The organism is Photorhabdus cinerea (genome assembly GCF_011189575.1).
Classification (GTDB): domain Bacteria; phylum Pseudomonadota; class Gammaproteobacteria; order Enterobacterales; family Enterobacteriaceae; genus Photorhabdus; species Photorhabdus cinerea.
Genome location: NZ_PUJW01000005.1, coordinates 116939 through 143095 on the forward strand (window position 1 = coordinate 116939; position 26157 = coordinate 143095).

The following is a 26157-nucleotide window of genomic DNA, read 5'->3' on the forward strand; positions in this document are numbered from 1 at the left end:
TTGATTGCAATTTGTTAAAATTATGTTTATTTTCATTTGGGTTTACCTTTATATCCTGTTTTAGTTAATCATTTTGTGTAAAAATATTTATATATCAATGTATTGTTGTGTGATTTGGGATCTTTTGCCAATTAATGTAATAGGTTGTAATAAGTTGTTTGTAAGGCTGATCTTTGCAATATGAAAGGAATATTTTAACAACTGGTATGATAAGCAGTCTTTAATATTTAATCCGTAAGTATTTTACTTTGGGGTGAATAACGTGAAGATGCCGGTCTTTATGGGATATATGCGGAGTGAATGAGAAGATTCACCAAATCTGGAGGAAAGAAATGAAGATCAAACAATTAAAATTATATAAGTTTGTTTCCAGTATATTTTTATTATTAGCATTTCCTGTTACGGCTGTGTTCGCGGCTGAAGTACCAGAGGGGGTGAAACTTGCCGATAAACAGCAGATTACTGTTGATAATGGTGTAGAAGTTGCCTCACTTGATCCACATAAAGTCGAAGGTGTGCCGGAAACCAACATTATTCTTAATCTATTAGAAGGCTTGGTGAGTACCGGTCCGGAAGGGGAAATTGTTCCGGCAGTTGCAAGCCATTGGGAAAATCAAGGTTACACGGTATGGACTTTCTATCTGCGTGATAACGCTAAATGGAGTGATGGAACGCCGGTCACTGCACACGATTTTGAGTATAGCTGGCAACGATTGGCTGATCCAAATGTGGGATCACCTTATGCCAGTTACCTTCAATATGCTTACGTTGAAAACATTAATGATGTTCTTAGGGGTAAAAAATCTCCCGATCAGTTGGGTGTTAAAGCGCTAGATGATCATCGTTTACAAGTTACTCTGACGCATCCTGTGCCTTATTTTGTCAATATGCTCAGTCATACAGCAATGAAACCCGTGAAAAAGGATATCGTCGAGAAGTTGGGCAATAAATGGACATTGCCAGAAAATTATGTGGGAAATGGGGCATATCGGTTGAAAGAGTGGGTGGTGAATGAGCGGATAGTACTTGAGCGTAATCCACAATATTGGAATAACGAGAAGACAATTATTGAACAGGCCACTCTTTTACCTCTTCAGTCAGAAACTAGCGGTATTAACCGTTATCGTAGTGGGGAAATCAATATAACCAACAGCGCCATTCCTCCTAATCTGTATCAGAAAATGAAGAAAGAGATCCCTGATCAGGTGCGCGTTAGTTCTTATCTTTGTACGTTTTATTACGAGATTAATAATAAAAAACCCCCGTTTACTGATGTCAGAGTCCGTGAAGCAGTCAAGTTAACTCTCGACAGAGATATTATTGCGGGAAAAATTATGGGGCAGGGGCAAATACCCGCTTATGGTTTTACGCCAACGTTTATTGGTGGTGGCGATTTTTCAAAACCAGAATGGGCTGACTGGACACAGGAACAGCGTAATAAACGTGCCAGAGAATTATTGGCGCAGGCTGGTTTTAATCAAGCAAATCCGCTGAAGTTCACATTGTTATACAACACATCTGATCAAAATAAACAACAGGCTATTGCCGCCGCTTCCATGTGGAAAAAGAATCTGGGAGCCGATGTGATTTTACAAAACCAGGAGTGGAAAACCTCTCTCGAAAGCCGCCATCAGGGGAATTATGAGGTGGGTAGAGCGACCTGGTGTGCTGATTACAATGAACCTACTGCATTTTTAAATATGCTGCTCTCAAATAGCAGTAACAACACGACTTTCTATCAGAATAAAAATTTCGATGGCTATCTGGAACAGGCATTAATCGCCAAAGATGCTGTTGAACGTAAGAAGTTATACCAGCAGGCTGAGTTTCAACTCGATAAAGACTCGGTATTGATTCCCGTTTATTACCGGGTGAGTGTACGGCTTGTTAGCCCATCAGTGGGAGGGTTTTCAGGGAAAGACCCATTGGATTATATGGATATTAAGCGACTGTATATGATAAAAAACTAGACACTAGTTTTACTCAAAAGAGTTACTGGTCCTGCAAACAAAATCGTTCCTTTTGAATGCAGGTGATAATCCGTCCCTTATTTTTGGGCCGTCGACTTATAAAAGTCTGGCGATGTAAAATTGGAGTAGAAAAAGATGATAAACACAACTAAAAAGAAATTACTTATTGCCAGCATTAGCGCTGCACTGAGTATGGTAATGGCAAGTCAGGTCTTTGCTGCACAAGTGCCTGATGGTGTTCAATTAGCGGATAAACAGGTTTTAGTTCGTAATAACGGTTCTGAACCGCAATCGCTGGACCCGCATAAGATTGAAGGAGTACCAGAGTCACATTTGGCCCGTGATCTGTTTGAAGGTGTTGTCATCGTTGGCCCGAATGGCGAAATCTTGCCAGGTTCTGCGACCAGTTGGGAGAATAAAGACTTTACCGTCTGGACATTCCATATGCGTAAAGATGCTAAGTGGTCTAATGGTGACCCTGTCACTGCTCAGGATTTTGTTTACAGTTGGCAACGTCTGGCTGATCCCAATACTGCTTCTCCCTATACAAGTTTTCTCCAGTATGCTCATATCACGAATATTGATGACATCATCAGTGGTAAAAAGAAACCAGATACTCTGGGTGTAAAGGCATTAGACGACTATACATTACAGCTAACATTGAGCGAAGCGGTTCCCTATTTGGTAAAACTTTTGGCTCATTCACCCATGTCGCCGGTGCATAAAGCTACAGTGGAAAAGTATGGTGAGAAATGGACTCAGCCACAGAATTTTGTGGGCAATGGAGCTTACAAACCGAAAAACTGGATAGTCAATGAGCGTATTGTGATGGAACGTAGCCCGACATATTGGGATAACAAAAATACGATTATTGATCAGGTCACTTTCCTGCCAATTTCCTCAGAAGTAACGGATGTAAACCGTTATCGCAGTGGTGAAATTGATATGACTTATACCAACTTGCCGATTGAGCTATTCCAGAAGTTAAAAAAAGAGATCCCGGACGAATTACGCATTAGCCCACTTTTATGTACCTATTACTACGAAATTAATAACGAAAAACCCCCATTTAATGATCCCCGCGTCCGTACTGCACTGAAATTGGCTATGGATCGCGATATTGTGACCAATAAAGTAAAAGCACAGGGTGATATCCCGGCTTCCGGTTATACACCGCCGTTTACTGATGGTATGAAAGAGATGAAACCGGTGTGGTTTACTGGTTGGAGTCAGGAACAGCGCAATCAGGAAGCCAAAAAATTACTGGCTGAAGCCGGTTATAATAAAGATAATCCATTAAAATTTAACTTGCTTTATAACACTTCCGATCTGCATAAAAAAATTGCAATTGCGGTATCTTCTGTTTGGAGGAAAAATTTAGGTGCTGATGTTCGTTTAGAAAACCAAGAGTGGAAAACGTTTCTTGATACCCGACATCAGGGCAATTATGACGTAGCTCGTGCGGGCTGGTGTGCGGATTACAACGAACCTTCTTCATTCCTGAATTCCATGCTTTCTTATAGTAGTAATAACACGGCTCATTATAAGAGCAGTGAATTTGATAAACTGATGAAAGAATCTCTGCAAGTAAAAACTGACGATGAGCGTGCGGTCATCTACCAGAAAGCAGAAGAGCAACTAGATAAAGATTCGGCTATTGTTCCCCTTTACTACTATGTGAATACCCGGTTGGTGAAGCCCTATGTTGGTGGCTACACAGGGAAAGATCCTTTAGATAATTTACATACCAAAGATCTTTATATTATCAAACACTAATGGTTGTAGGGCAGCCTGGAAATGGCTGCTTTTAGTGGCAGATTATTTTAAGGCCAGGGTTCAGGGCCAACACATAGGAACGGGCAATGCTTAAATTTATTTTACGCCGTTGTTTAGAGGCGATCCCGACACTTTTTATTCTTATTACTATTTCGTTTTTCATGATGAGGTTGGCGCCAGGCAGTCCATTTACCGGTGAACGGAAGTTACCGCCAGAAGTACTGGCAAACATTGAAGCGAAATATCATTTGAATGATCCAATTTATAAACAATATTTTGATTACCTAATCCAGCTTACTAAGGGGGATTTTGGGCCTTCTTTTAAATATAAGGATTATACCGTTAACGATCTGGTCGCCGTGGCATTTCCGGTATCTGCCAGGTTAGGTGCTGCGGCATTTATTATGGCAGTTGTGTTGGGGGTCAGCGCCGGGGTGATTGCTGCACTTAATCAAAATACAAAGTGGGATTATACAGTTATGGGTTTCGCCATGACGGGGGTTGTTATCCCAAGCTTTGTCGTAGCACCGTTACTGGTGCTGGTGTTTGCTATTCATCTTAAATGGCTGCCGGGAGGAGGCTGGAATGGTGGAGCACCGAAGTACGTGATATTGCCAATGGTGGCATTGTCTTTGGCTTATATTGCCAGTATCTCCCGTATTACCCGTAGTTCAATGATAGAAGTGTTGCACTCTAACTTTATCCGTACTGCGCGTGCTAAAGGGTTGCCATTGCGCATCATTATTTTCCGCCATGCTTTAAAACCTGCATTGCTGCCGGTCATCTCTTATATGGGACCTGCTTTTGTTGGCATTATCACTGGCTCAATGGTTATTGAAACGATCTTCGGTTTGCCGGGAATAGGGCAGTTGTTTGTTAATGGAGCATTGAACCGTGACTATTCATTGGTATTAAGCCTGACTATTTTGGTTGGTGGCTTGACTATTCTGTTCAATGCGATTGTTGATGTGTTGTATGCGGTTATCGATCCGAAGATCCGTTATTAAAACTGGAGCGCGCAATGATAGTAAATAAACAAAACAGCGAAGCTCTGGAAAATTTCTCTGAGCAACTGGAAGTTGAAGGTCGTAGTTTATGGCAGGATGCACGACGTCGTTTTATTCACAACCGGGCGGCGATTGCCAGCTTGTGTCTGTTATCTTTGATTACCTTGTTTGTGATCCTGGCACCGATGTTAGCTCAATTTACTTATGATGATACTGACTGGGCTATGATGTCGATGCCACCTGATTTTGAATCAGGTCACTATTTTGGTACAGATTCTTCCGGTCGTGATTTGCTGGTGCGTGTTGCCATTGGGGGGCGAATTTCATTGATGGTTGGGGTGGCAGCCGCTTTGGTTGCGGTAGTCGTCGGAACTTTATATGGATCATTATCTGGTTATCTGGGTGGAAAAACAGATTCAGTTATGATGCGTCTGCTGGAAATTTTGAACTCATTTCCATTCATGTTTTTTGTGATCCTATTGGTGACCTTCTTTGGACAGAATATTTTTCTGATATTTGTCGCAATCGGTATGGTGTCATGGCTGGATATGGCACGTATTGTCCGCGGTCAGACGCTGAGCTTGAAACGTAAGGAGTTTATTGAAGCAGCGCTGGTGTGTGGTGTGTCAACCCGTTACATCGTATTGCGCCATATCGTCCCTAATGTATTAGGGGTAGTGGTGGTTTATGCATCTTTATTAGTACCAAGCATGATTCTGTTTGAGTCGTTTCTTAGCTTTCTGGGGTTGGGAACTCAGGAGCCATTAAGTAGTTGGGGGGCATTGTTAAGTGATGGTGCGAATTCGATGGAAGTTTCCCCATGGTTACTGTTGTTTCCTGCCGGTTTTCTGGTGGTGACACTGTTTTGTTTTAACTTTATCGGCGATGGCCTACGTGATGCCCTCGATCCGAAAGATCGTTAAGGAGGTAACATGAACAGCGTTAAAAACCAGAATAGTTCTGAGCCGTTGTTGGTTGTTAAAGATTTGAACGTGACTTTTAGCACCCCGGAAGGGAATGTTATCGCGGTGAATAAGTTAAATTTTGATTTACGGGCCGGGGAAACACTGGGGATTGTAGGGGAATCTGGTTCTGGGAAATCACAAACTGCTTTTGCTCTGATGGGATTGCTTGCCAGAAACGGGATAACCGGTGGCTCTGCTATTTTTAATGGCAGGGAAATTCTTAATTTGCAAGAGAAAGAACTAAACCGCATGAGAGCGGAAGAAATATCGATGATATTTCAGGACCCAATGACTTCTCTCAATCCCTATATGCGCGTCAGTGACCAACTGACAGAAGTATTGATGTTGCATAAACATATGAGTAAAAGTGAAGCGTATCTTGAGTCAATTCGGATGTTAGATGCGGTTAAAATGCCGGAAGCGCGTAAGCGTATGAACATGTATCCTCATGAATTTTCTGGTGGTATGCGCCAACGTGTAATGATCGCCATGGCATTGTTATGCCGGCCAAAATTACTTATTGCTGATGAACCGACAACCGCACTTGATGTAACGGTTCAGGCTCAGATTATGACCCTGCTGAATGAGCTGAAACGGGAATTTAATACCGCGATTATTATGATTACTCACGATTTGGGCGTCGTTGCAGGTATTTGTGACAAAGTGTTGGTGATGTATGCGGGGAGAACGATGGAATATGGCTCAGCACGTGAAGTGTTTTATCAACCAACTCATCCTTATTCTATTGGCCTTCTTAGTGCTGTTCCTCGTCTTGATGGTGATGAAGAATCATTGACGACGATCCCGGGGAATCCGCCTAACTTGTTGCGGCTGCCGAAAGGGTGTCCGTTCCAGCCACGCTGCCAGTTTTCAGTAGACCGTTGTGTAGATTGTGAACCAAAGTTAGAGGCATTTGGCAACGGGCGTTTGCGAGCTTGTTTTAAAGCACCGGGAGAATTGGTATGAGTCCGATTGAAGAAAGACGTGTGCTGCTGGAAGTAGCAGATTTAAAAGTTCACTTTGATATCAAAGATGGCAAACAATGGTTCTGGCACCCAGCCAAAACGCTGAAAGCGGTCGATGGCGTAACATTGAGGTTGTATGAAGGCGAAACCCTTGGTGTGGTTGGTGAATCCGGTTGTGGTAAATCGACTCTTGCCCGTGCAATTATCGGATTGGTTAAATCTTCTGGTGGTTCAGTAACCTGGCTGGGGCAAAATCTGCTGGATATGAATGATAAGCAATGGCGAGATATCCGCAGTGATATCCAGATGATATTTCAGGACCCATTAGCATCTTTGAATCCGAGAATGACGATAGGCGATATTATCGCTGAGCCATTGCGCACTTATCATCCCAAGATGAAAAAGCTGGAAATCAAAGACCGGGTAAGCGCAATGATGATGAAGGTTGGATTATTGCCTAACCTGATTAACCGTTACCCTCATGAATTTTCTGGTGGTCAGTGTCAGCGTATTGGGATTGCACGGGCGCTTATCCTTGAACCTAAACTGGTGATTTGTGATGAACCTGTATCCGCGCTCGATGTATCCATTCAGGCTCAGGTTGTTAACCTGTTGCAGGAATTACAACGTGAGATGGGGCTATCGCTGATTTTTATTGCCCATGATCTTGCTGTAGTTAAACACATATCTGACCGTGTATTGGTAATGTACCTTGGACATGCCGTGGAACTGGGAACTTATGATGAGGTTTATCATAATCCTCAGCACCCTTATACCAAAGCGTTGATGTCGGCGGTACCAGTGCCTGATCCGGATAAAGAGCGAAATAAACACATTGAATTGCTGGAAGGCGAGTTACCGTCACCCATCAATCCGCCATCAGGATGTGTTTTCCGTACTCGTTGCCCAATGGCAGATCCTGAATGCGCTAAAACACGGCCATTGATGGAGGGGAGTTTCCGTCATGCCGTGTCTTGTTTGAAGGTTGACCCATTGTGATTGTTAGTGACGTTGTCATATTAGATGGTGTTTATCATTTGATCATATATTGAAGTATCTTGTAAGTCATAAATATGAGAGTTACTTTTTGGTGTTATGTCAGGCGTTCAAACCTATATTAAAACCGGTAACTCTCACTTTTTGAGGTGCGACGTCGGATCAAAATGTAGTTTTGGTTTTTTTACTCTTTCCACAAAATATGGCAAATTTGGTGAGATTTTTCCCGACAAATCAGAATACGGGCAAAAATATCATTAATCTCTGTATCTTCAGATTCTGCTAATCCGATAATGACTTCGGCAAAGAAGTCAGGGTTCAGATCGAAATCCACATGTTCAAGCCACTCATCAGAAGGATTTAATAGTTCGGCACCGCCACGTACTTCGAATTGTAAGCTAAATAACAGAATATCAGCAGGATCAAGATTGGATGGGGCCAGCTCAAGAAAGATGTCATACGCCTTCTCAAGAGTTTCGTCTTCTGTTATTCGGTTATTGAGATCTAAATCCATAGTTTGCGGGGGCCTGTTGTCCATATTGATTTATTCGTGAGTTATGATGGAGGAATTAAAACATGATGAAGCATTGATTGGTACCCCCGTCTTTACAAGACGAGGGGATTGATCACAATAGAGGGCTAAAGAAGTAACAAATACGTTCAATAATTCGATGCCACAGAGGACGTTGCTCCCACTCATTGACTGCCAACAATGTAGAACGGGAAATGTAATCGTATTGCACCAGAGTTAGGTCATTGCCAAAGTTTTCATCATCGATAACCACGGTAATTTCAAAATTTAGCCATAGGCTACGCATATCGAGATTAACTGAACCAACCATGCTGAGCTGACCATCAACCAAAACGCTTTTGGTATGTAATAAACCATCTTCAAATTGGTAAATCTTCACTCCTGCGTTTAACAGCTCAGAAAAGAATGCCCGACTTGCCCAGCGGACAAGGAAAAAATTATTTCTACGGGGAACGATGATAATGACGTCTACACCTCGTAAGGCTGCGGTACAGATAGCGTTCATTAGGTCATCACTGGGAACAAAATAAGGGGTAGTTAGAATCAGTTGCTTACGGGCAGAGAAAATAGCAGTCATTAAAGATTGTTGAATCAATTCTTCAGGGAATCCTGGACCGGATGCAATAATCTGAGTCGTGTGCCCACTGGCCTGTTCAAATGGCATAATGTTGTTGTCTGGTGATGGCGGGAAGATACGCTGACCCGTTTCCATTTCCCAGTCACAGGCGTAAATAACCCCTATAGTCGTGGTGACAGGCCCTTCCATTCTTACCATGATGTCGATCCACTGCCCAACACCAGCATTTTGTTTAAAGAAACGTGGATCGACCATATTCATGCTGCCAGTGTAAGAAATATAATCATCAATCAAGATGATTTTGCGGTGTTGGCGCAGATCCATCCGGCGTAAAAATAAACGGAAGATATTAACCCGCAAAGCTTCAACAAATTCAATTCCTGCTTGACGCATGATGTCTGGGTATTGACTGCGACAATATAACCAACTTCCCGCTGAATCTACCATGACGCGACATCTGACCCCTCGGCGTGCAGCGGCCATGAGGGCATCAGTGACTTGTTCAACCAAGCCGCCGGATTGCCAGATATAAAACATCATCTCAATATTGTGTTTGGCGTTATCAATATCTTTGATGATGGTTTTTAATGAAGTGTCATAGGTTTTCAGCAGTTGGATCTTGTTACCTTTAACACCTTCAAGCCCTTGCCGTCGCTCGCAAAGCTGGAATAAAGGTGTTGCTACTTCACTGTTTTCTGTAGCAAAGATATGGCGAGATTTGCGCAACTCTTCAAGCCATGTGGCTGTTGATGGCCACATGGCTTTGGCCTGTTCAACTCTACGTTTCCCCAAATGCAGTTCACCAAATGACAGGTAAGCAATAATTCCAACTAAAGGCAGGATATAAATAATCAATAGCCAGGTCATAGCGGAAGTTACAGGTCGGCGCTTTATCAAAATGCGTAGGGTGATACTGGCAATAATCAGCCAATAGAAGAAAATAGCAAGCCAACTTAGGACGGAATAAAAGGTTGTCATGTTCGGCAATCAATCCTGTTTTGTTCAAACATCTTTGGTGGCGTTTAACACGTTTTCCCAGAGGCACGGGATATAAACGATCTATTAATCTGATGAATTTACCAAAAAATCCGCAAGTATACTGCAAGCATCATACTTGATATTAGTCATTTCGCATTATTGATATAAAAAGTACTATCCAGATACGTCTTGGATATCATTTTTAAAGGCTTATAATGAGCGTGATTATTTTTACGGGTATATTTTATGAGACATAGCAGGAATGAAGTAGGAAGGTGGCGAATGTTACGTCAGAGTTCCCACCGCCGCCGCCGGTGGCTGGTGGGGCAATCAAGACGTAATTTGCGAATTTATTCACTACGTAAATTAAATGGTTATAAACAACGTCGTGCTCTATTATTCGTTCAGTATGGTGAATGGATGCATTAAAAAAATAGTATTTTTGGCCTTAATATTCACGCTCATCTACAATCTTTATTGAATATGATTGCTATTTGCATTTAAACTAGCAGTTATTCGAGGATTGACTATTATGCTGCTAATAAAGAACTTTCTTATGCGCTGGATACGTTGGCCAGTATTTTTATCAGTTTGTTTACATATCTCTGTTGCCGCCGCACTTTTTGGTACTGTGATACCGGAAAGACAGCCTGATGTTGCACCTATGTCTGTAGCTATGATTCAGTTAGCTGCTGAAGAAGTTTCTGTATCAGAACCTGCTGCACCGGAACCTGTATCAGAACCAGAGGAGCCACCAGAACCTGAACCTGTTCCAGAGCCAGTGATCCCAAAACCAGAGGTGAAGAAACCGAAGCCAGAAGTAAAGAAAAAGGTTGTTAAAAAGCAATCTGAACCCGTGGAGAGGAAAGCGGAGCAATCGGAAAAACCATCGTTTAACCAGAATGCACTGGCTGACCGTATTGATAATAGTCGGAATGATACGGTAATTAAGCCGCAGAAAGGCCCAAAGGCGTTAAGTAAAGCTTTGCCTATTTACCCATCAAGAGCTTCAGCATTGGGTACCGAAGGTTACGTTAAAGTCAAATATGATATTGATGAAGACGGCAGGGTAAAAAATATAGAAGTGATTGGGGCCAATCCACCGAATGTTTTTGACCGGGAAGTAAAAAAAGCAATGAGAAAATGGCGCTATGAAAAAATACCCGCTGTTGGCTATATCACAACGGTAGAATTTAGAATTACCGGTATAACTCAATCCTGATTATTGGAAAAATATATACCCAATAGATTTCAAATTGCAGCGCGGCGGCAAGTGAACGCAGCCAACAAAGCAGCAACTTGAAAGATGAAGAGTATAGATAAAAAAGGAGCATTATTAAGATGCTCCTTTTTTTATCCGTATCAGGTTTATTCGCAAATGCTGCTGGCTAGTTGGAATTGGGTTTTGCCTTCTGGTAAACGGCGGGGAGTATTATCCTCATTAACAGCAACATAAGTGAATACAGCTTCGGTTGCACGATAGCGTTGACCTACAGGCTCAGATGCTACTTTCTTGACCCAGACTTCGATATTAATGGTAATCGAGCTGTTACCAGTTTTGAGGCAATGTGCATAACAGCATACTACATCACCAACAGCGACAGGTTTTAGGAAAGTAATACCATTTACTCTGACAGTGACAACGCGGCCTTCTGCAATTTCTTTTGCTAGAATTGCGCCCCCAATATCCATTTGTGACATTAACCATCCGCCAAAAATGTCTCCATTTGCGTTGGTATCGGCAGGCATAGCCAGTGTGCGGAGTACTAACTCTCCGTTGGGTAATTGTTGTTGTGTCATTGAAAACTTTACTTTATTTGATGAAAAGACAATACCTGCCTCAGATTACAGAAGACAGGTATTCATTTGAATATGGTTACTTCTGTTCGCGTGGCAGATGGCGGTAAATATATACTACACTGAGCACGGTGAAAACCAGAGTCAGGGCAGTTAGACCAAATACTTTAAAGTTGACCCAGACATCTTGTGGTAACCAGAATGCGACATAAATATTAGCCAGTGCACAAGCAATGAAGAATAGTGCCCACGCCATATTTAGTTTATTCCAGACAAAATCCGGTAAAATCAACTCCTTTCCTAGCATTTTCTGAATAAGTGGTTTCTTCATGAACCATTGGCTGCCTAGCAAAGCTAATGCAAATAAACCATAGATTGCTGTGACTTTCCATTTAATAAATAGATCACTGTGGAAAGCCAAAGTTAAGGTGCCGAAAACCGTAACCATGATAAAAGTAATCAGGGAAGATTTTTCTACTTTTCGGTAGATGAAATAAGTAATGGCTACAGCTAAACCCGTCGCTGCAATTAAGGCCCCGGAAGCGTAGAAAATGTCATACATTTTGTATACAACAAAAAACACGACTAAAGGTAGAAAGTCTAAAAGTTGTTTCATGTTTGAACCTATCGTAATTCCGATATCTGACTGTACCTGATGTTGGTGATTAAGTGTACCAAGCGGCAACAGTATGACTTTAGTTATCAATAAAAAAAGAATTTTATCGATCCGTTTCGCACAATTTTACCATAAAGGGCGGTGTAATTAACTTCCTGTTGTCAGTAAACATATAACACAGCATTATAACCAAGACCCGTTGAAAAATAAGAGGGCATAAACCAGATGCAGTGGAAAAAACTACAGCGTTGGATGCCAGGGTTAGGCAATTTCTCTCATTATCGTAAGGAGTGGTTTAGTCATGATCTAAGAGCCGGGCTTTCTGTGGCTGCAGTCGCTCTACCTGTTGCTATTGCTTATGCTGAATTAATGGGAATAAGTGCAATTATAGGTCTTTATGCCTGTATTTTACCTATGTTCGCTTATGCATTATTTGGTACTTCAAGACAATTGATTGTTGGGCCGGATGCGGCAACGTGTGCCGTCATTGCCGCAGCAGTGGCACCATTAGTTTTTGATAATGAAGATGTGCGGTGGCAGCTTACGATTGTGATGACTTTAATGACCGGGGTATGGTGTGTTGTTGCTAGTCATTTTCGATTAGGTGCATTTGCTGATTTTCTTTCAAGACCGATTCTTAAAGGATTAATGAATGGGGTTGCATTGACAATCATTGTGGATCAGTTGGCTAAAGTCTTCGGCTTTTCTGGTGTACCCGCTGGGTTGATTGAAAGGGTACTCGTATTGCCTGCTAAATTAATGAGTACGCATTTACCAACGTTAGCAATGTCTGTTGTAACGGTGTTGATTTTGTTGACTGTGCGTTTCTTACGTCCTGCCTGGCCCGGGCCTCTATTGGCTATGGTATTAACGACTTATATAAGTTGGCAATTTGGGCTTGAAAAATATGGTATCCAGATTGTTGGTAGTGTTAGTGGTAAGGGATTACCCATTGTACCCGTGCCAGATTTTCAGCCTGGAATTATGCGTGAGCTGGTTATTCCATCTCTGAACCTCGCTGTTATCAGTTTTGTTAGTTTTATGATGACTGCTCGTAGCTTTGCCAGTAAAAATGGCTATCAGATCGATGCGGATTCTGAGCTTAGGGCGTTGGGTATTGCGAACATTGCCTCTGCTTTATCGCAGGGGTTTGCGGTCAGTGCGGCTAGCAGCCGTACCGCAGTTAATGATGCTATTGGCGGGAAAACTCAACTGGTTTCTGTCATTGCCGCCTCTATTATTTTGTTAGTTTTGCTGTTTATGACAGATTTTCTGAATTATATTCCGTTGTCATCTCTGGGTGTGGTGCTTATTTATTCAGCATCGTCACTGTTGAGTCTGCGGGCGATTCTGTCATTGAGGAAACGAAATCGTCAGGCATTTACTCTGTCATTATTTACACTGATTGCAGTGTTGGTGGTTGGTTTGATTAATGGTGTAGGTTTTGCTGTTCTGCTTGGTTTATTGCAGTTTTTGCGAATTATATTCCGCCCGACAGATCAACTCCTAGGTGTTAATGAACAAGGGATGATCCATTCAATTAATCAGGGTAATGAGATTAAACCGATAGACGGTGTAATGTTGTACCGGTTTAACTCACCATTGACTTATTTCAATGTCAGTTATTTTAAAAAGCGGGTGTTACAGCATGTTGACAGAGTGCAAAAACGTCCAGGTTGGTTAGTTGTCGATGCTGCTGTTAGTTTCACCCATGATGATGTCAGTGTATTTGCGGCTATTGATGAATTGATTACTGAATTGAAAGTGAAAGGTATCACACTGGTGCTCGCTGGTCGTCGGACAGAACTTACTCGTTGGATAAAGCAGAATAAACTTAAAAGTAGTGACGACGATCTGATTGTGGTGCCCGATCTCTATTTTGCGGTACGAATGATTCAAAGTAAGCCTGAGTGGTACTCTAATTACATCAAAAGATAATGGTGCATGGTTATTCACTGAGCTTGAAGTTCATCGGATAAAAACATATGATTAGGTCATAATAAACAAGGAGGTTTTTAGTAATGCAATTTGATTCAGGTTTGGACGTCTTACTTGAGTTGCATGGTCAGCGAGTCAATAGGGATGATGGTTATTGGTGGAAAATTGAGGTGTGGGCTGTCCAGCCAACGAATTTCATTCCACATGGTATCCGTTATAACTTAACATTGCATGACAAATACAATACACGAGTGTTTGGAATGGATAATGCGCACGCAATTACGCCATCAAGAAAAAATCAGTACCGGGGGCGATTAGTGTATGACCATGTTCATAGAAACTCTATAGATAAGGGTGTTCCGTATGAATTTACTTCTGCATATCAGTTAATTGAGGATTTTTTTACTAAAATTGATGAAATTATCGCTGTACGCGAAAAAAGAGGGTAATACGATGAAAGCACTCATTGGCGTAATGAATGAAGAACTTATACGTAAGCGCACACTGGCTATAGTCAAAGGTGAATATGTCGTTCAGCCTGGTGAACCTAAGATTTGGTTTACCTCTATGATCGCTCTGGCCCAGGTACTTAGCAGTGATAATATTGTTCTTTTACGTCTGATCAATGAACAGAAACCGGAAACAATCGTAGAGCTGGCTAAGTTGTCAGGAAGGCAACCAAGTAACTTGTCAGCTACGTTAAAAACACTGAATCGACACGGTTTTGTGGCTTTGGAAAAGAATGGCAGAAATGTAAAACCAAAGGCGTTGTTTACTGATTTTGAAATAAAAATTGAGCAAGAAATCGTTGAAAGGGTTATGTCATCTTGTGGAACTAAGAATATAGCGGCTTGAAGTAGCACATCTAATACAATGTGAGCCAATTTATTTATGTTATGACCTGTCAGCCTCATAGTTTTTATAACTATGGGGCTTGTTCGGGTAGTGATTTTATGTTTATTTTTGCTATGAAAAGGCAATTAGCATATATAACCGGAATTGGTAAATCAGTAAAATAATGGAGATTAGATTATTCAACACGTCAATAATGATTTTTACCATCTTATTATAATTATCCATAATAATTTCATGGTCAGTTATAATGGAATTGTATAAACCAGCAAGAGAATATTGGCGAATATCTGCTATAAGGTAGATAAGTAGTAGCGGGGGCCATTTCGCGAGTTGGCTTGCTAATAAATCAATTTTCTATGATAAATAAATACGGTTTTCTACTGAAATTAACAAAATTATAGTATTTCTCTTTATTAAACGATTAATTAACAATAAACAGGATTTAGTTGTTTTCTACTAATAGTTGATAAACAATACCGGCTCGCAATTAGTTGTTTTTATAATTTATATAATATTAGGGATTTTCAATGAAAAAAACATTGGTAGCCTCAGTGGTGGCAGTAGGTTTATCTGTATTTGCAGTTGCGGCAAATGCGGGTGGTGAAAGTACTATTTCTGGTGGCTATGCTCAGGGACATGTAAAGTATGATGGTGATGAATATAAATCTAATAAGGACCCAAAAGGTTTTAACTTGAAGTATCGTTATGAGCTGGATGATCATTTCGGTGTTATTGGCTCGGCCACATATACGGGTTACGATTTCAAATATGGTGATAAAAAACTCACTAAACTTGATATGGATTATTATTCCTTGATGTCTGGCCCTTCATACCGCTTTAATGAATATGTAAGTGTATACGGTCTGGTTGGTGCGGCTCGTGGAAAAGTTAAAGGCCCTAATGATTATTCAGATAGCAAAACATCTGTTGGCTATGGCGCAGGATTACAGTTTAATCCTATGCCAAATCTGGCTATCGATGCATCCTATGAATATTCAAAACTGGGTGACCTTAAAGTAGGTACTTGGGTAGTTGGTGTTGGTTATCGATTTTAATCAAATTCGCTAATTTATATTTAACTTGGTTAGCACTATTTTGAGAAGATTCCCTGTCGTAAGACAGGGAATTTATATTTATTTTTGCTGTGAATAAGTAACTAGCATATATAAGCGGAACAAGTAGATCAGCAGAATGGCGGAGATCAAGTTATTCAATACGCCAAGCGTGATTCCTGCCACCTCATTATGAATGAATGTCAGACGGTCAGTAATAAACGCTATCAAGAGTTTTGCAGTCAGCCATAGTAGAATTGCCGGAATCAGTAAACGAATATTGGCAAATGCCAGTTTCCAGCTTGTTTTCATTGAGGCAAAAATACCACTACGCTCAACGGTCATAATAACGGGTGCCAAGGCCAGTGCGATAGATAAAATAATGCCTGGCACCAGCATTGCCATCAAACCAAGTTGAATTAGCAGGATACATATCAGCAGCAGAAGAAACAACTTCGGTAATTGGCTTGCTGATAAACCGATTGCTTGTAATGAAGAGATACGGTTTCCGGCTGAAATTGCAGCGACCAATGTCAGCACACCACCAGCGAGCAGTACATTACCAATCATACTTGAGAAAATAGTTCCTATTCCCGCACGCATAATCATTGACTGTTGTTCTGGTGTCATCTGAGACACTAAATCCTGAATACCTGCCTTACCCGATGTTGCAAAAGTGAATTCTGCTTCTGTTAGCAGCTTCATCTGTTCGCTATCAGGGATAAACAGGTGCCCTAATAGGGTAGTAACCAGGGCCGCAAGAATGGCTAGAGTCAGAATACTTAACAGTTGATTCTTGAAAAAGTTAAAACTGTCACGGTACAGGGTATTCGCCGTGATTGGCATGAAGACAGCTCCCATCAGGTTAAACAATGATACACAATGGTCAATTGTACTCTGTATGGACAAATGTGGATAGTTGAAAGGAGATTATACGGATAAATTAATAGCTGATAGTCATGGTTGATGAGAGAAAAAAGTTCTTCATATGATATTTTCAATATAAAAATAAACATAAATTTAACTTTGTTAAAACATAATGGAAATATAATTAGATAAAATGTAAAATATTGGAATTGGTATATAAGTATGAAAAAACTCTAATTAATAATAAACATTGATTTGTATCAATTTAAAATAATTCATTTTTGAAATAATAATATTGCAAGTGTGCGATCTTACTTAAATTATTTAAAAGATGTGATCTGTCTTGGATCATAATTTAAAATATATCGGTATATTTTGGTCTACTTTAAATAACAGGAATGGGATGAATAATGAAAAAACTTTCTGCATTTGTATTGGCAGCGGCAACTTTAGCACCATCGTTTGTTCTTGCTCATGAAGCAGGTGATTTTATTTTCCGCACGGGTACTGCGACGTTAAGACCTAATACTGGTTCTGATAATGTATTAGGGGTAGGCTCTTTTAGTACGGATAATAATACTCAGATGGGTTTAACCTTCAGTTATATGATTACCGATAATATAGGTGTTGAATTACTGGCAGCGACACCTTTCCAACATCAGGTAAGTTTACCGGGTGTTGGTGATATTGCTAAAGTAAAACATCTGCCGCCGACATTAATGGCACAATACTATTTCGGCTCTAAAGAAAGTCAATTTCGCCCCTATGTTGGTATCGGTCTGAACTATACCACTTTCTTTAACGAAAAATTTAATGGTAATTCAGCTGTTAGAGATAACAACTTACATAGTCTGGATTTAAAAGATTCTTGGGGTGTTGCGGGACACGTTGGTCTGGATTATGAGTTAGATCAGAACTGGATGTTAAACGCCTCTGTATGGTGGGTAAACGTTGAAACGGATGTAAAATTCAAGGCAGGTGGCCAACAATATAAGATTGACACCCGGCTTGATCCGTGGGTATTTATGTTTGGTGTGGGTTATCACTTCTGATGAGAACAGAGTTTGTTTGATATGAAAATTATGGGGCAAATTTTGCCCCATTTTTTGCCCTAAACTTGGGTGGCAGATTTCATGTTTGATACAAATTCAGTCAATTTTTTCAGCATTATTTCTGGCTGAGAAAGATTTTCTTCAATAATTCTGACTATTGCAGATCCAGAAATTGCTCCTGCCGCTCCGTTTGTTAATGTTTCTTTTACCTGCGCTGGCTCTGAAATACCAAATCCCTGTAATGGTGGTGCAGCATGATATTCTCGTAGCTTATTGACTAGATGATTTAAAGGCTGTTCAGCGCGTCTTTCTGTACCGGTAACCCCTGGTCTGGATAATAGATAGGTATATCCCCGGCCATGAGAAGCGATTTCACGTAATAATTCATCTTCTGCATTGGGTGGGCAGATAAAAATAGGGGCAATTCCATGTTTCATTGCTGCGGTACGGAATGGTCGTGATTCTGAGATAGGAACATCTGCAACTAATACCGAGTCAATATCTGCATCTTTGCAGCGGCGATAAAATTCGTCTATCCCATTGTGAAAAACCAGATTCGCGTACATTAATAAACCAATTGGTATATCAGGATGTTTTACTCGGATTTTTGCGAGTAGTTCAAAACAAAGAGTGGGGGTGACGTTTGAGGAGAAAGCGCGCAGATTGGCATTCTGAATTGTCGGGCCATCAGCCAATGGATCAGAAAAAGGAATGCCCAACTCAAGTGCATCAGCACCTCCGGCAATCAATGCATCAATAATTTCCAACGATAATTCTGGATTTGGATCGCCCAGTGTGACAAAGGGGATAAAAGCACCTTGATTGCGGCTTTTCAGTGTCTTAAATAGCTGCCCGTAACGTTCCATCAGATTTCCCCCCTTGATTTTAAAATATCATGAACAATAAATATGTCTTTATCACCACGACCGGATAGATTAACAATCAATAATTGCTCTTTATCTGGAGATTGATGGATCATTTTCAAAGCATAAGCCAGTGCATGAGAGGATTCGAGAGCTGGAATAATGCCTTCCTCGCGAGAAAGGGTTTTGAATGCCTCTAATGCTTCATCATCAGTGATAGAAACATAGTCAGCTCGCCCGATACTATTTAAATAGGCGTGTTGAGGACCAACTGAAGGGAAATCCAAGCCTGCTGAAATAGAATAAGATTCTTCAATCTGGCCTTCACCTGTCTGCATCATTGGGGATTTCATACCAAAATAGATACCCAGCTTACCATGTTTCAGCGGGGCGCCATGTTTACCTGTTTCAATACCGTGTCCGGCGGGTTCAACACCAATCAGCCGTACTGAGGTTTCTGGAATAAATTCCGCAAACATGCCAATAGCGTTGGAGCCACCACCAACACAGGCCAACACGGCATCGGGCAGACGCCCCTCTTTTGCCAGAATTTGGGATTTGGCTTCTTCGCCAATCATACGCTGAAACTCTCGAACCATCGTTGGATAAGGATGAGGTCCTGCGGCAGTCCCTAACAAATAGTGGGCTTTATCATAGCTGCCAGACCAGTCACGCAGTGCTTCATTACAGGCATCTTTCAGGGTTGCAGAGCCACTGTAAACCGGGATAACTTTGGCTCCCATCAGACGCATGCGGAAGACATTAGGGGATTGGCGCTCGACATCTTTAGCCCCCATATAAATACGGCATTTCATATTTAAAAGTGCGCAGGCAAGGGCGGTTGCTACGCCATGCTGGCCGGCACCGGTTTCTGCAATAATTTCATCTTTACCCATACGTTTGGCCAGTAACGCTTGACCAAGTACTTGATTGGTTTTATGAGCGCCGCCATGTAATAAATCTTCACGTTTCAGATAAAGGCGAGCCTTAGTGCCGCTGGTCAGATTACAGCATAAAGTTAATGCAGTGGGTCTACCCGCATAGTTTTTCAGGAGATTCTGAAACTCTTGTTGGAATTCAGGATCTTTCTGAGCAGTAATAAATGCTGATTCTAATTGATCAAGGGCTGGAATAAGGATCTGTGGGACAAATTGTCCACCGAAATCACCAAAATAGGGGTTAAGTTTACTCATTATTCTATTTGTCCATGTAATTAATCGGAAAATTGTTGCTACTTAGTAACAGCGCAAACGTTGAAAAACTTTATTCAATTTATGACTGCTTTTGATGCCAGGTGAGCTTTCGACACCAGAGTTAAAATCAAGTCCGAGACAGCCATATTTTGCTGCTTGCTGGCAATTTTCCTCATTTAATCCACCTGCCAGAATGATGTTATTGAGTGATTGTTTGTCAATTAATTGCCAGTCAAAAGTCTTGCCGGTTCCACCTTTGCCGTTATCAAGCAGATAACAATCAATGTTTCCGATTTTGGTGTGGAATGTATCTTTTGACATATCAATTGCTTTCCATATTTGGCAATTTTCAGGCAATATTTTTCGAAGTTCTTGAATATAAATTTCGCCTTCTGCCCCATGCAATTGCACCGCCGTCAGAGAAAGGGTATGGGCGGTATGGCTGACGAATGCAGATGATTGATTTTGAAACACGCCTACATATTTGAGAGCAGCTGCATTGATGATTTGCTGTGCCTGTTTGATATTAATTTTACGCGGGGAGTGTTCAACAAATATCAAACCGCCATATACAGCACCGGCTTGTAACGCGGCTTTGGCGTCTTGTGGGCGGGTTAACCCACAGACTTTATTTTCACCCAGAATTAATTGGCGTAATGCCAGATCTAAATCGGATTGAGCCATCAAAGCGCTGCCAATTAGAAAACCATTGACATAATGGCTGAGTTCACGAATTTGTTGATGCTGGTGGATGCCTGACTCGCTAATAACAATGGTTCCTTGCGGTAATTGTGGTGCAAGTTGTTTGGTACGGTTCAAATCGATAGAAAGATCTCTCAGATCACGATTATTGATACCAATCACTTTGGCTTTTAGTGTAACAGCTCTGCTTCGTTCTTCTTCTGAGCTGACTTCAGTCAGTACGCCCATATTCAGGCTATGCGCAAGTTCAGACAGCGTAATATATTGTTCATCATCAAGGACAGAAAGCATCAATAAAACTGCATCTGCCTGATAATAACGAGCGAGATAAATCTGATAAGGATCGATAATAAAATCTTTACACAATACCGGCTGAGGAACAGCATCACTCACCAGCCGAAGGAAATCGTAGCTACCCTGAAAATATTTTTCATCAGTTAATACTGAGATTGCGGCGGCATAAGGCTGATAAGTTTTTGCTATCTGGATTGGATCGAAATTCTGGCGAATGAGTCCTTTTGAAGGAGATGCCTTTTTGCATTCCAGAATAAAAACGGTCTGTTTATTGCTTAGTGCCTGATAAAAACTGCGGTTGCTGGCAACAATGGAATCAATAAAACTTTCCAGTGGTTGTTGTCGCTTACGTCCAATAAGATATTCTGCTTTATCATTAACAATTTTCTGTAAAACGGTAGCTTGCATTGTTAACTCCTTGCTGCAAGTGCAGTGACTCGTTCATAAGCTCGGCCACTATAGATAGTTTCAAGAGCTTGTTGTGTGTTGTGACGTAAATTTTCCTGTCCATGAATTTTCATCAGAAGGGCAACGTTAGCGGCAACAGCATCAGCATGTGCTTTCTCACCTCGGCCCTGTAGCAATAGACTGAGCATTTCGCGGTTATCTTCTGGTGAACCTCCTTTTAATGCATCCATTGGATGACTTTGTAAACCAAAATCTTCAGCATTTAATTGGTAACGGGTGATTTCTCCACCATTAAGCTCTGCAACTTTTGTTGGTGCATGTAGGGCAACTTCATCCATTCCACCACTGTGAACAACGGCTGCTCGTTGATAACCCAGAACTTGCAAGGTGCGGGCAATGGGGTCAACCAAATCGGGGCTGTAAACGCCAATTAATGCTAACGGCGGACGTGCCGGATTGATCAGAGGACCTAACACATTGAATAGAGTCCGGGTTTTTAGTTGCTGGCGTACAGGCATTGCGTGACGGAATCCAATGTGATATTGGGGAGCAAAAAGAAAACAGACGCCGATTTCATCCAGCGCGTTGCGTGCACATTCTGCACTGATATCAAGTGCGATACCAAATGCAGACAGCAAATCAGATGAACCTGAACGGCTGGAAACACTGCGGTTACCATGCTTAGCAACTTTGATATTACACGCAGCTGCGACAAATGCACTGGCGGTCGATATATTGATACTGTTGGTGCCATCACCACCTGTTCCGACAATATCGCAAAAAATGTAGTCTGGCCGTGGAAATGGCAGGGCATTTTCCAGCAACGCTTGAGCTGCCCCCGCGATCTCTTCTGGCTGTTCGCCCCGTAATTTCATGCTGATAAGTACAGCCGCGAGTTGTGATTCGCTTAATTTTCCTTGGATTATGGCTGAAAACAGTTGCTGGCTTTCTTGTTGTGTCAGTATCTGTGCACTGAACAATTTATCGAAAATAAACTGCATTTTCACACTCCTTTTAATTCAGTGCCCAGGTCAGAGTTTGTTCAAGTAATCTAGCCCCATGTGTTGTGAGAATAGATTCTGGGTGGAACTGGAATCCACAAACCTTATGTTTGTCGTGGCGAACAGCCATAATAGTGTTGCCACAACGTGCCGAAATAGTCAGTTCAGATGGAATTCTGCTACCTGTCAACGAGTGGTAACGTGCAACGGGCAAAGGATTTTCCAGATTAGCGAACATGGCCTGATTATCATGTTCTGCCAGAGAGGCTTTACCATGTAGGATTTCATCAGCAGCGCCAATTTTTCCACCATATGCTTCAATAATTGCCTGATGTCCAAGACAGATGCCAATCACCGGAATTTTGCCGATTATTTGCTGGAGTAATTGAGGCATACATCCTGCATCAGACGGTTTGCCTGGTCCCGGTGAAAGCATCAGTAACGGAGATGGCAGTATTCTGAACTGTTCCATAATGATTTCGGTTGCAACGGTATTGCGATAGATAACAACCTGATGATTATTACTGCGTAATTGATCGACGAGGTTATAGGTGAATGAATCCACGTTATCGAGCAGAAGAATATTTGCCATCAGAAAATCTCCTCTGCTTGATGAGCTTCAGCAATTGCACGAATGACGGCTCTGGCTTTATTGCGGGTCTCTTCAGCTTCTGCCAAAGGTACAGAATCCAGTACTACACCAGCGCCAGCCTGAATTGTCGCTATGCCATCTTCCACGTAGGCAGAGCGGATGACGATGCAAGTATCCATATCACCTTTGCTGGTGAAATAGCCGACAGCACCACCATAGCTGCCCCGACGTTCATTTTCGTAATGGGCGATAAGTTGCATGGCTCGTACTTTTGGTGCACCGGTGAGAGTTCCCATATTCATACAGGCTTGATAAGCATGAAAAATATCCAGGTCATGGCGTAGTGTTCCCACGACGCGGGAAACCATATGCATAACAAAGGAATAGCGATCCACTTTTGTCAGGTCGGCGACATAGCGGCTGCCAGGTTCACAAATACGGGCCAAATCATTGCGAGCTAAGTCAACCAGCATCAAGTGCTCAGCTAATTCTTTGTGATCTGTACGCATCTCTAGTTCTGTCCGGCAGTCCAGATCTGCATCTAATTCTCCGGTGGCATCGCGTCCACGAGGGCGTGTGCCGGCAATAGGATAAATTTCAATTTGGCGGTTGGATGCATCGTATTTAAGCGCGCTTTCAGGGGAAGCACCAAACAGGCAAAAATCTTTGTCTTGCATGAAAAACATGTAGGGGCTTGGATTACGATGTTTAAGCTTTTGATAAGCATTAAGCGGTGCTGGACAGGGTAGAGAAAAGCGTCGTGATGGAACTACCTGAAAAATATCGCCTTGATGGATAGATTGTTGTAACCGTGCGACTATTTCTGCATATATCTTGTCATCCTGATTACACGAAACTTTCATTGCAGGTACAGCGATTTGTTTTATGGGTTGAGCGGGTTTTGTGATCAGTTCTGTGAGTATTTTCAAGCGCTGTTTAAGGCGTTGATTTTCTTCTTGAGAATCACTAAAGAGACTGATTTGCAGACGGGAATTTTTATTCTGGTGGTCGATCACCAGTAAAGTTTCTGCTAAATAAAAGCAAAAATCAGGACAGCGCTGAACCGTTTTTACTGTTGGTAACGGTTCAAACCCGGCCACCAGATCGTAGGAAAAAAGACCGCCAACGAATATAGCCTCTGCATTATATTGTGATGGCACTTCCATTAGAGAAAGAAGGGCGCGTAATGCATCAAATACTGACATAGCTTTCAGTCGATTATCTTCATCCATCATATTGTGGTTGGTCTTAGGAAAGATTAATTGAAGAGAATCGCGCGTAATTTCGGCTTGAATGTTTTTGGTAAATTTTTGGGCTAGAAAAGGTAATAAATTTCGACCATTTTCTGTCAGAGCATCAAAAGTGACCGTATTGCCATTTGCACTGACACGCAAGGCACTGTCGATGATGATTAGGCTTTTCAGGCTTTTTTTACTGTTAATTTCCGCAGATTCCAGCAATAACGTTGCTGGACGCTCACCGCAGAGTTGATTGAATAGTTGCGCAGGATCGGGCTGATAAGCGGTTTCCTGCTCAATGATGATTAGTTTTGGTTGTTTATCCGTCATTTTTATGTCCTGATAATGAATTACGCATACAAAAAACCCGCCTTGTGGCGGGTTTTGGTAATTTGGCACTGATGATTTATGTGCGTGACCATACCGCCCTTAATGGGAAGTTGTGCCACCAACGGATAGACATCATAAATGCAGTCATTTTCAGTGCCTCTTTAGTATTGAGATAGTCTATAAGACGACATTGTCTTAACCTTGTGTACTAGTAAACTGGTTCGGTATTGATATGTCAAGCGCTTTATGAAGTATTTATACCTTTCATCTTTCAAGCTGCTGCTTTGTTGGCTGCTTTCACTTACCCCAGTCACATCGTTATCTATGCTCCTGGGGATGCGTTCACTTGCTGCCGCCCTGCAACTTGAAATCTATTGGGTATATATTTGTTCAGTTATGTTTTTCAGAGTGAAGCTTAAAAATTGGGTTCTCGCACGATTTTGATGTCAGGATTTTTTCGTCATTCCTCAAAGAGAAGATCTAAATCTTTGCCAGATGGCAACATAATACCGAACTCGGATAACCGTGAGGTGGCACTGGCTCTGTTCCACCTGTACGAGATCAAGGGAAATACATTAGGAACGATAGAAAGCCCCGTCTAAATTTTTTGATATTGTTAATAATTATCTGAATATCGAACACTCCCTTTCTTTAATCTGTAAAACATCACCATTTACCGTTAAGCTTATTCTTAATCTATTTGGTCAGGGAAAGAGATAATGACAAATTCAGTCACTGAGTTGGTGACAATTTATGATCTTCATAGCCATACGACAGTATCGGATGGTTCACTTTCACCGTCGGAGTTGGTCGAACGTGCGGTGACAATGGGCGTTAATGTATTGGCTGTGACTGATCATGATACAACGGATGCCATTCCGTTAGCTCATGAACATATCAGCCAACACAATTTGCCATTGAAACTCATATCAGGCGTTGAGATATCGACTTTGTGGCAAAATATAGAGATTCACATTGTGGGGTTGAACATTGATATTCGGTCAGATGCAATGATTGAATTACTTAATAGACAATCTGAACTCAGGAAAGAACGAGGAATTGAAATAGGCCGCAGACTAGCAAAGGTCGGTATTCCCGATGCCTGGGCAGGGGCAAGCCGGTTAGCGGATGGTGGACAAGTGACTCGAGGCCATTTTGCCCGCTATTTAATCGAAATAGGTAAAGAGCCAACGATTGCGAAAATATTTAAAAAATATCTGGCAAAGGGAAAAATCGGATACGTTTCACCGCAATGGTGTACAATTGAACAAGCTATTGATGTCATTCATCAATCAGGTGGACAGGCAGTCATTGCTCATCCGGGGCGGTATGATTTATCTACTAAGTGGTTGAAACGTTTGATTGTCTGGTTTAAGCAACATGGTGGTGATGCGATGGAAGTTGCACAGTGCCAGCAGGCACCTAACGAGCGGCAATATCTCGGCCAATTGTCACGGGAATATGATTTGATGGCTTCGTTAGGTTCTGATTTTCACCAGCCTTGCGCATGGATAGAATTAGGGCGTAAATTGTGGTTACCCGGTGATGTGGTACCAATATGGCGCAACTGGTCACTGTAGGGGCTGCATAAAA

General features: G+C 41.7%; 25 protein-coding genes and 1 other annotated feature. Of the genes, 14 read left to right on the forward strand and 11 right to left on the reverse strand.

What is annotated here, in order from left to right; genetic code table 11:
* The first annotated feature begins 332 nt into the window (after positions 1–332).
* The 6 genes from C5469_RS06375 (at position 333) to oppF (ending at position 7682) form a co-directional block, all read left to right on the forward strand.
* Entirely contained in the window at positions 333–1970 is a 1638-nt protein-coding gene (locus C5469_RS06375; RefSeq protein ID WP_166303865.1) for an ABC transporter substrate-binding protein, read from the forward strand.
* Positions 1971–2105: 135 nt separating this feature from the next.
* The gene (oppA, locus tag C5469_RS06380) at positions 2106–3746 is read left to right on the forward strand and encodes an oligopeptide ABC transporter substrate-binding protein OppA (RefSeq protein WP_166303867.1); all 1641 of its coding nucleotides are present in this window, start codon (positions 2106–2108) and stop codon (positions 3744–3746) included.
* Positions 3747–3832: 86 nt separating this feature from the next.
* Positions 3833–4753: an oligopeptide ABC transporter permease OppB gene (gene oppB / locus C5469_RS06385; RefSeq protein ID WP_166303870.1), complete on the forward strand. Its 921-nt coding sequence runs from the start codon at positions 3833–3835 to the stop codon at positions 4751–4753.
* Positions 4754–4767: 14 nt separating this feature from the next.
* The gene (gene oppC, locus C5469_RS06390) at positions 4768–5676 is read left to right on the forward strand and encodes an oligopeptide ABC transporter permease OppC (RefSeq protein ID WP_166303873.1); all 909 of its coding nucleotides are present in this window, start codon (positions 4768–4770) and stop codon (positions 5674–5676) included.
* A 9-nt stretch (positions 5677–5685) separates the two neighbouring features.
* Complete coding sequence (oppD, locus tag C5469_RS06395; protein ID WP_166303876.1) at positions 5686–6684, forward strand: ABC transporter ATP-binding protein; 999 nt, start codon at positions 5686–5688, stop codon at positions 6682–6684.
* Positions 6681–7682 (forward strand): murein tripeptide/oligopeptide ABC transporter ATP binding protein OppF, encoded by a 1002-nt coding sequence (gene oppF / locus C5469_RS06400; protein ID WP_166303879.1) that lies wholly within the window; start codon positions 6681–6683, stop codon positions 7680–7682. Before oppD ends, oppF begins: the two co-directional genes overlap by 4 nt.
* A gap of 181 nt (positions 7683–7863) precedes the next feature.
* Here the strand turns inward: oppF and C5469_RS06405 are convergent, their stop codons facing one another.
* Positions 7864–8193, reverse strand: a complete 330-nt coding sequence (locus C5469_RS06405; RefSeq protein ID WP_166304223.1) for an HI1450 family dsDNA-mimic protein — start codon at positions 8191–8193, stop codon at positions 7864–7866.
* A 112-nt stretch (positions 8194–8305) separates the two neighbouring features.
* Positions 8306–9766 carry a cardiolipin synthase gene (cls, locus tag C5469_RS06410; RefSeq protein ID WP_166303882.1) on the reverse strand — a complete coding sequence of 487 codons (1461 nt, stop codon included), beginning with the start codon at positions 9764–9766 and terminating at the stop codon, positions 8306–8308.
* 246 nt (positions 9767–10012) lie between these two features.
* On the opposite strand from cls, the gene C5469_RS06415 reads away from it, so the two are divergent.
* Both C5469_RS06415 and tonB read left to right on the forward strand, forming a co-directional pair.
* The gene (locus C5469_RS06415; RefSeq protein ID WP_054475299.1) at positions 10013–10195 is read left to right on the forward strand and encodes a YciY family protein; all 183 of its coding nucleotides are present in this window, start codon (positions 10013–10015) and stop codon (positions 10193–10195) included.
* Between the two features lie 103 nt (positions 10196–10298).
* Positions 10299–10988, forward strand: coding sequence for a TonB system transport protein TonB (tonB, locus tag C5469_RS06420; RefSeq protein WP_166303884.1), 690 nt, complete (start codon positions 10299–10301; stop codon positions 10986–10988).
* Between the two features lie 146 nt (positions 10989–11134).
* Here tonB and yciA read toward each other — a convergent pair whose 3' ends face one another.
* Positions 11135–11566: an acyl-CoA thioester hydrolase YciA gene (yciA, locus tag C5469_RS06425; protein ID WP_166303887.1), complete on the reverse strand. Its 432-nt coding sequence runs from the start codon at positions 11564–11566 to the stop codon at positions 11135–11137.
* Positions 11567–11642: 76 nt separating this feature from the next.
* Entirely contained in the window at positions 11643–12179 is a 537-nt protein-coding gene (locus tag C5469_RS06430; RefSeq protein ID WP_166303890.1) for a septation protein A, read from the reverse strand.
* A 225-nt stretch (positions 12180–12404) separates the two neighbouring features.
* Here C5469_RS06430 and C5469_RS06435 point away from each other — a divergent pair, with 225 nt between their 5' ends.
* The 4 genes from C5469_RS06435 (at position 12405) to C5469_RS06450 (ending at position 16027) form a co-directional block, all read left to right on the forward strand.
* Positions 12405–14117, forward strand: a complete 1713-nt coding sequence (locus C5469_RS06435) for a SulP family inorganic anion transporter (RefSeq protein ID WP_166303893.1) — start codon at positions 12405–12407, stop codon at positions 14115–14117.
* 83 nt (positions 14118–14200) lie between these two features.
* A complete protein-coding gene (locus C5469_RS06440; RefSeq protein ID WP_166303896.1) occupies positions 14201–14566 on the forward strand; it encodes a toxin-antitoxin system TumE family protein in 366 nt (121 codons plus the stop codon).
* 4 nt (positions 14567–14570) lie between these two features.
* Positions 14571–14972, forward strand: coding sequence for an HVO_A0114 family putative DNA-binding protein (locus tag C5469_RS06445; RefSeq protein ID WP_166303899.1), 402 nt, complete (start codon positions 14571–14573; stop codon positions 14970–14972).
* Between the two features lie 527 nt (positions 14973–15499).
* A complete protein-coding gene (locus C5469_RS06450) occupies positions 15500–16027 on the forward strand; it encodes an Ail/Lom family outer membrane beta-barrel protein (protein ID WP_166303902.1) in 528 nt (175 codons plus the stop codon).
* Between the two features lie 78 nt (positions 16028–16105).
* On the opposite strand, the gene C5469_RS06455 is transcribed toward C5469_RS06450, so the two are convergent.
* Complete coding sequence (locus tag C5469_RS06455; protein ID WP_166303905.1) at positions 16106–16870, reverse strand: YciC family protein; 765 nt, start codon at positions 16868–16870, stop codon at positions 16106–16108.
* 431 nt (positions 16871–17301) lie between these two features.
* Between C5469_RS06455 and ompW the strand changes: the two genes are divergently transcribed.
* A complete protein-coding gene (ompW, locus tag C5469_RS06460) occupies positions 17302–17943 on the forward strand; it encodes an outer membrane protein OmpW (protein WP_166303908.1) in 642 nt (213 codons plus the stop codon).
* Between the two features lie 59 nt (positions 17944–18002).
* Here ompW and trpA read toward each other — a convergent pair whose 3' ends face one another.
* From trpA to C5469_RS06490, 6 genes are read right to left on the reverse strand one after another with little or no spacing between them, the layout of a single operon-like run.
* Positions 18003–18809: a tryptophan synthase subunit alpha gene (gene trpA, locus C5469_RS06465; RefSeq protein ID WP_166303911.1), complete on the reverse strand. Its 807-nt coding sequence runs from the start codon at positions 18807–18809 to the stop codon at positions 18003–18005.
* A complete protein-coding gene (gene trpB / locus C5469_RS06470) occupies positions 18809–19999 on the reverse strand; it encodes a tryptophan synthase subunit beta (protein ID WP_166303914.1) in 1191 nt (396 codons plus the stop codon). Before trpB ends, trpA begins: the two co-directional genes overlap by 1 nt.
* A gap of 42 nt (positions 20000–20041) precedes the next feature.
* The gene (gene trpCF / locus C5469_RS06475) at positions 20042–21403 is read right to left on the reverse strand and encodes a bifunctional indole-3-glycerol-phosphate synthase TrpC/phosphoribosylanthranilate isomerase TrpF (protein ID WP_166303917.1); all 1362 of its coding nucleotides are present in this window, start codon (positions 21401–21403) and stop codon (positions 20042–20044) included.
* A 2-nt stretch (positions 21404–21405) separates the two neighbouring features.
* Positions 21406–22404: an anthranilate phosphoribosyltransferase gene (gene trpD / locus C5469_RS06480; protein ID WP_166303920.1), complete on the reverse strand. Its 999-nt coding sequence runs from the start codon at positions 22402–22404 to the stop codon at positions 21406–21408.
* A 13-nt stretch (positions 22405–22417) separates the two neighbouring features.
* Positions 22418–22996 carry a glutamine amidotransferase-related protein gene (locus tag C5469_RS06485; RefSeq protein ID WP_054475319.1) on the reverse strand — a complete coding sequence of 193 codons (579 nt, stop codon included), beginning with the start codon at positions 22994–22996 and terminating at the stop codon, positions 22418–22420.
* On the reverse strand, positions 22996–24564 hold the full coding sequence (locus C5469_RS06490) for an anthranilate synthase component 1 (protein WP_166303923.1): 1569 nt from the start codon (positions 24562–24564) through the stop codon (positions 22996–22998). Before C5469_RS06490 ends, C5469_RS06485 begins: the two co-directional genes overlap by 1 nt.
* A 27-nt stretch (positions 24565–24591) precedes the next feature.
* Positions 24592–24691, reverse strand: a sequence feature (Trp leader region).
* A 592-nt stretch (positions 24692–25283) separates the two neighbouring features.
* Here C5469_RS06490 and rnm point away from each other — a divergent pair.
* Positions 25284–26144 (forward strand): RNase RNM, encoded by an 861-nt coding sequence (gene rnm / locus C5469_RS06495; protein ID WP_166303926.1) that lies wholly within the window; start codon positions 25284–25286, stop codon positions 26142–26144.
* Positions 26145–26157: the final 13 nt, after the last annotated feature.

Excerpts from the sequence above, each read along its gene's own strand:
- rnm (WP_166303926.1), top strand. The coding sequence starts at position 25,284 with ATGACAAATTCAGTCACTGAGTTGGTGACAATTTATGATCTTCATAGC.
- ompW (WP_166303908.1), top strand. The coding sequence starts at position 17,302 with ATGAAAAAACTTTCTGCATTTGTATTGGCAGCGGCAACTTTAGCACCA.
- cls (WP_166303882.1), bottom strand. The coding sequence starts at position 9,766 with ATGACAACCTTTTATTCCGTCCTAAGTTGGCTTGCTATTTTCTTCTAT.
- C5469_RS06440 (WP_166303896.1), top strand. The coding sequence starts at position 14,201 with ATGCAATTTGATTCAGGTTTGGACGTCTTACTTGAGTTGCATGGTCAG.
- trpB (WP_166303914.1), bottom strand. The coding sequence starts at position 19,999 with ATGAGTAAACTTAACCCCTATTTTGGTGATTTCGGTGGACAATTTGTC.
- oppB (WP_166303870.1), top strand. The coding sequence starts at position 3,833 with ATGCTTAAATTTATTTTACGCCGTTGTTTAGAGGCGATCCCGACACTT.
- trpD (WP_166303920.1), bottom strand. The coding sequence starts at position 22,404 with ATGCAGTTTATTTTCGATAAATTGTTCAGTGCACAGATACTGACACAA.
- oppD (WP_166303876.1), top strand. The coding sequence starts at position 5,686 with ATGAACAGCGTTAAAAACCAGAATAGTTCTGAGCCGTTGTTGGTTGTT.
- oppC (WP_166303873.1), top strand. The coding sequence starts at position 4,768 with ATGATAGTAAATAAACAAAACAGCGAAGCTCTGGAAAATTTCTCTGAG.
- trpA (WP_166303911.1), bottom strand. The coding sequence starts at position 18,809 with ATGGAACGTTACGGGCAGCTATTTAAGACACTGAAAAGCCGCAATCAA.
- C5469_RS06415 (WP_054475299.1), top strand. The coding sequence starts at position 10,013 with ATGAGACATAGCAGGAATGAAGTAGGAAGGTGGCGAATGTTACGTCAG.
- oppF (WP_166303879.1), top strand. The coding sequence starts at position 6,681 with ATGAGTCCGATTGAAGAAAGACGTGTGCTGCTGGAAGTAGCAGATTTA.
- tonB (WP_166303884.1), top strand. The coding sequence starts at position 10,299 with ATGCTGCTAATAAAGAACTTTCTTATGCGCTGGATACGTTGGCCAGTA.
- trpCF (WP_166303917.1), bottom strand. The coding sequence starts at position 21,403 with ATGCAAGCTACCGTTTTACAGAAAATTGTTAATGATAAAGCAGAATAT.
- C5469_RS06485 (WP_054475319.1), bottom strand. The coding sequence starts at position 22,996 with ATGGCAAATATTCTTCTGCTCGATAACGTGGATTCATTCACCTATAAC.
- C5469_RS06490 (WP_166303923.1), bottom strand. The coding sequence starts at position 24,564 with ATGACGGATAAACAACCAAAACTAATCATCATTGAGCAGGAAACCGCT.
- C5469_RS06445 (WP_166303899.1), top strand. The coding sequence starts at position 14,571 with ATGAAAGCACTCATTGGCGTAATGAATGAAGAACTTATACGTAAGCGC.
- C5469_RS06405 (WP_166304223.1), bottom strand. The coding sequence starts at position 8,193 with ATGGATTTAGATCTCAATAACCGAATAACAGAAGACGAAACTCTTGAG.
- oppA (WP_166303867.1), top strand. The coding sequence starts at position 2,106 with ATGATAAACACAACTAAAAAGAAATTACTTATTGCCAGCATTAGCGCT.
- C5469_RS06430 (WP_166303890.1), bottom strand. The coding sequence starts at position 12,179 with ATGAAACAACTTTTAGACTTTCTACCTTTAGTCGTGTTTTTTGTTGTA.
- C5469_RS06450 (WP_166303902.1), top strand. The coding sequence starts at position 15,500 with ATGAAAAAAACATTGGTAGCCTCAGTGGTGGCAGTAGGTTTATCTGTA.
- C5469_RS06455 (WP_166303905.1), bottom strand. The coding sequence starts at position 16,870 with ATGCCAATCACGGCGAATACCCTGTACCGTGACAGTTTTAACTTTTTC.
- C5469_RS06435 (WP_166303893.1), top strand. The coding sequence starts at position 12,405 with ATGCAGTGGAAAAAACTACAGCGTTGGATGCCAGGGTTAGGCAATTTC.
- yciA (WP_166303887.1), bottom strand. The coding sequence starts at position 11,566 with ATGACACAACAACAATTACCCAACGGAGAGTTAGTACTCCGCACACTG.
- C5469_RS06375 (WP_166303865.1), top strand. The coding sequence starts at position 333 with ATGAAGATCAAACAATTAAAATTATATAAGTTTGTTTCCAGTATATTT.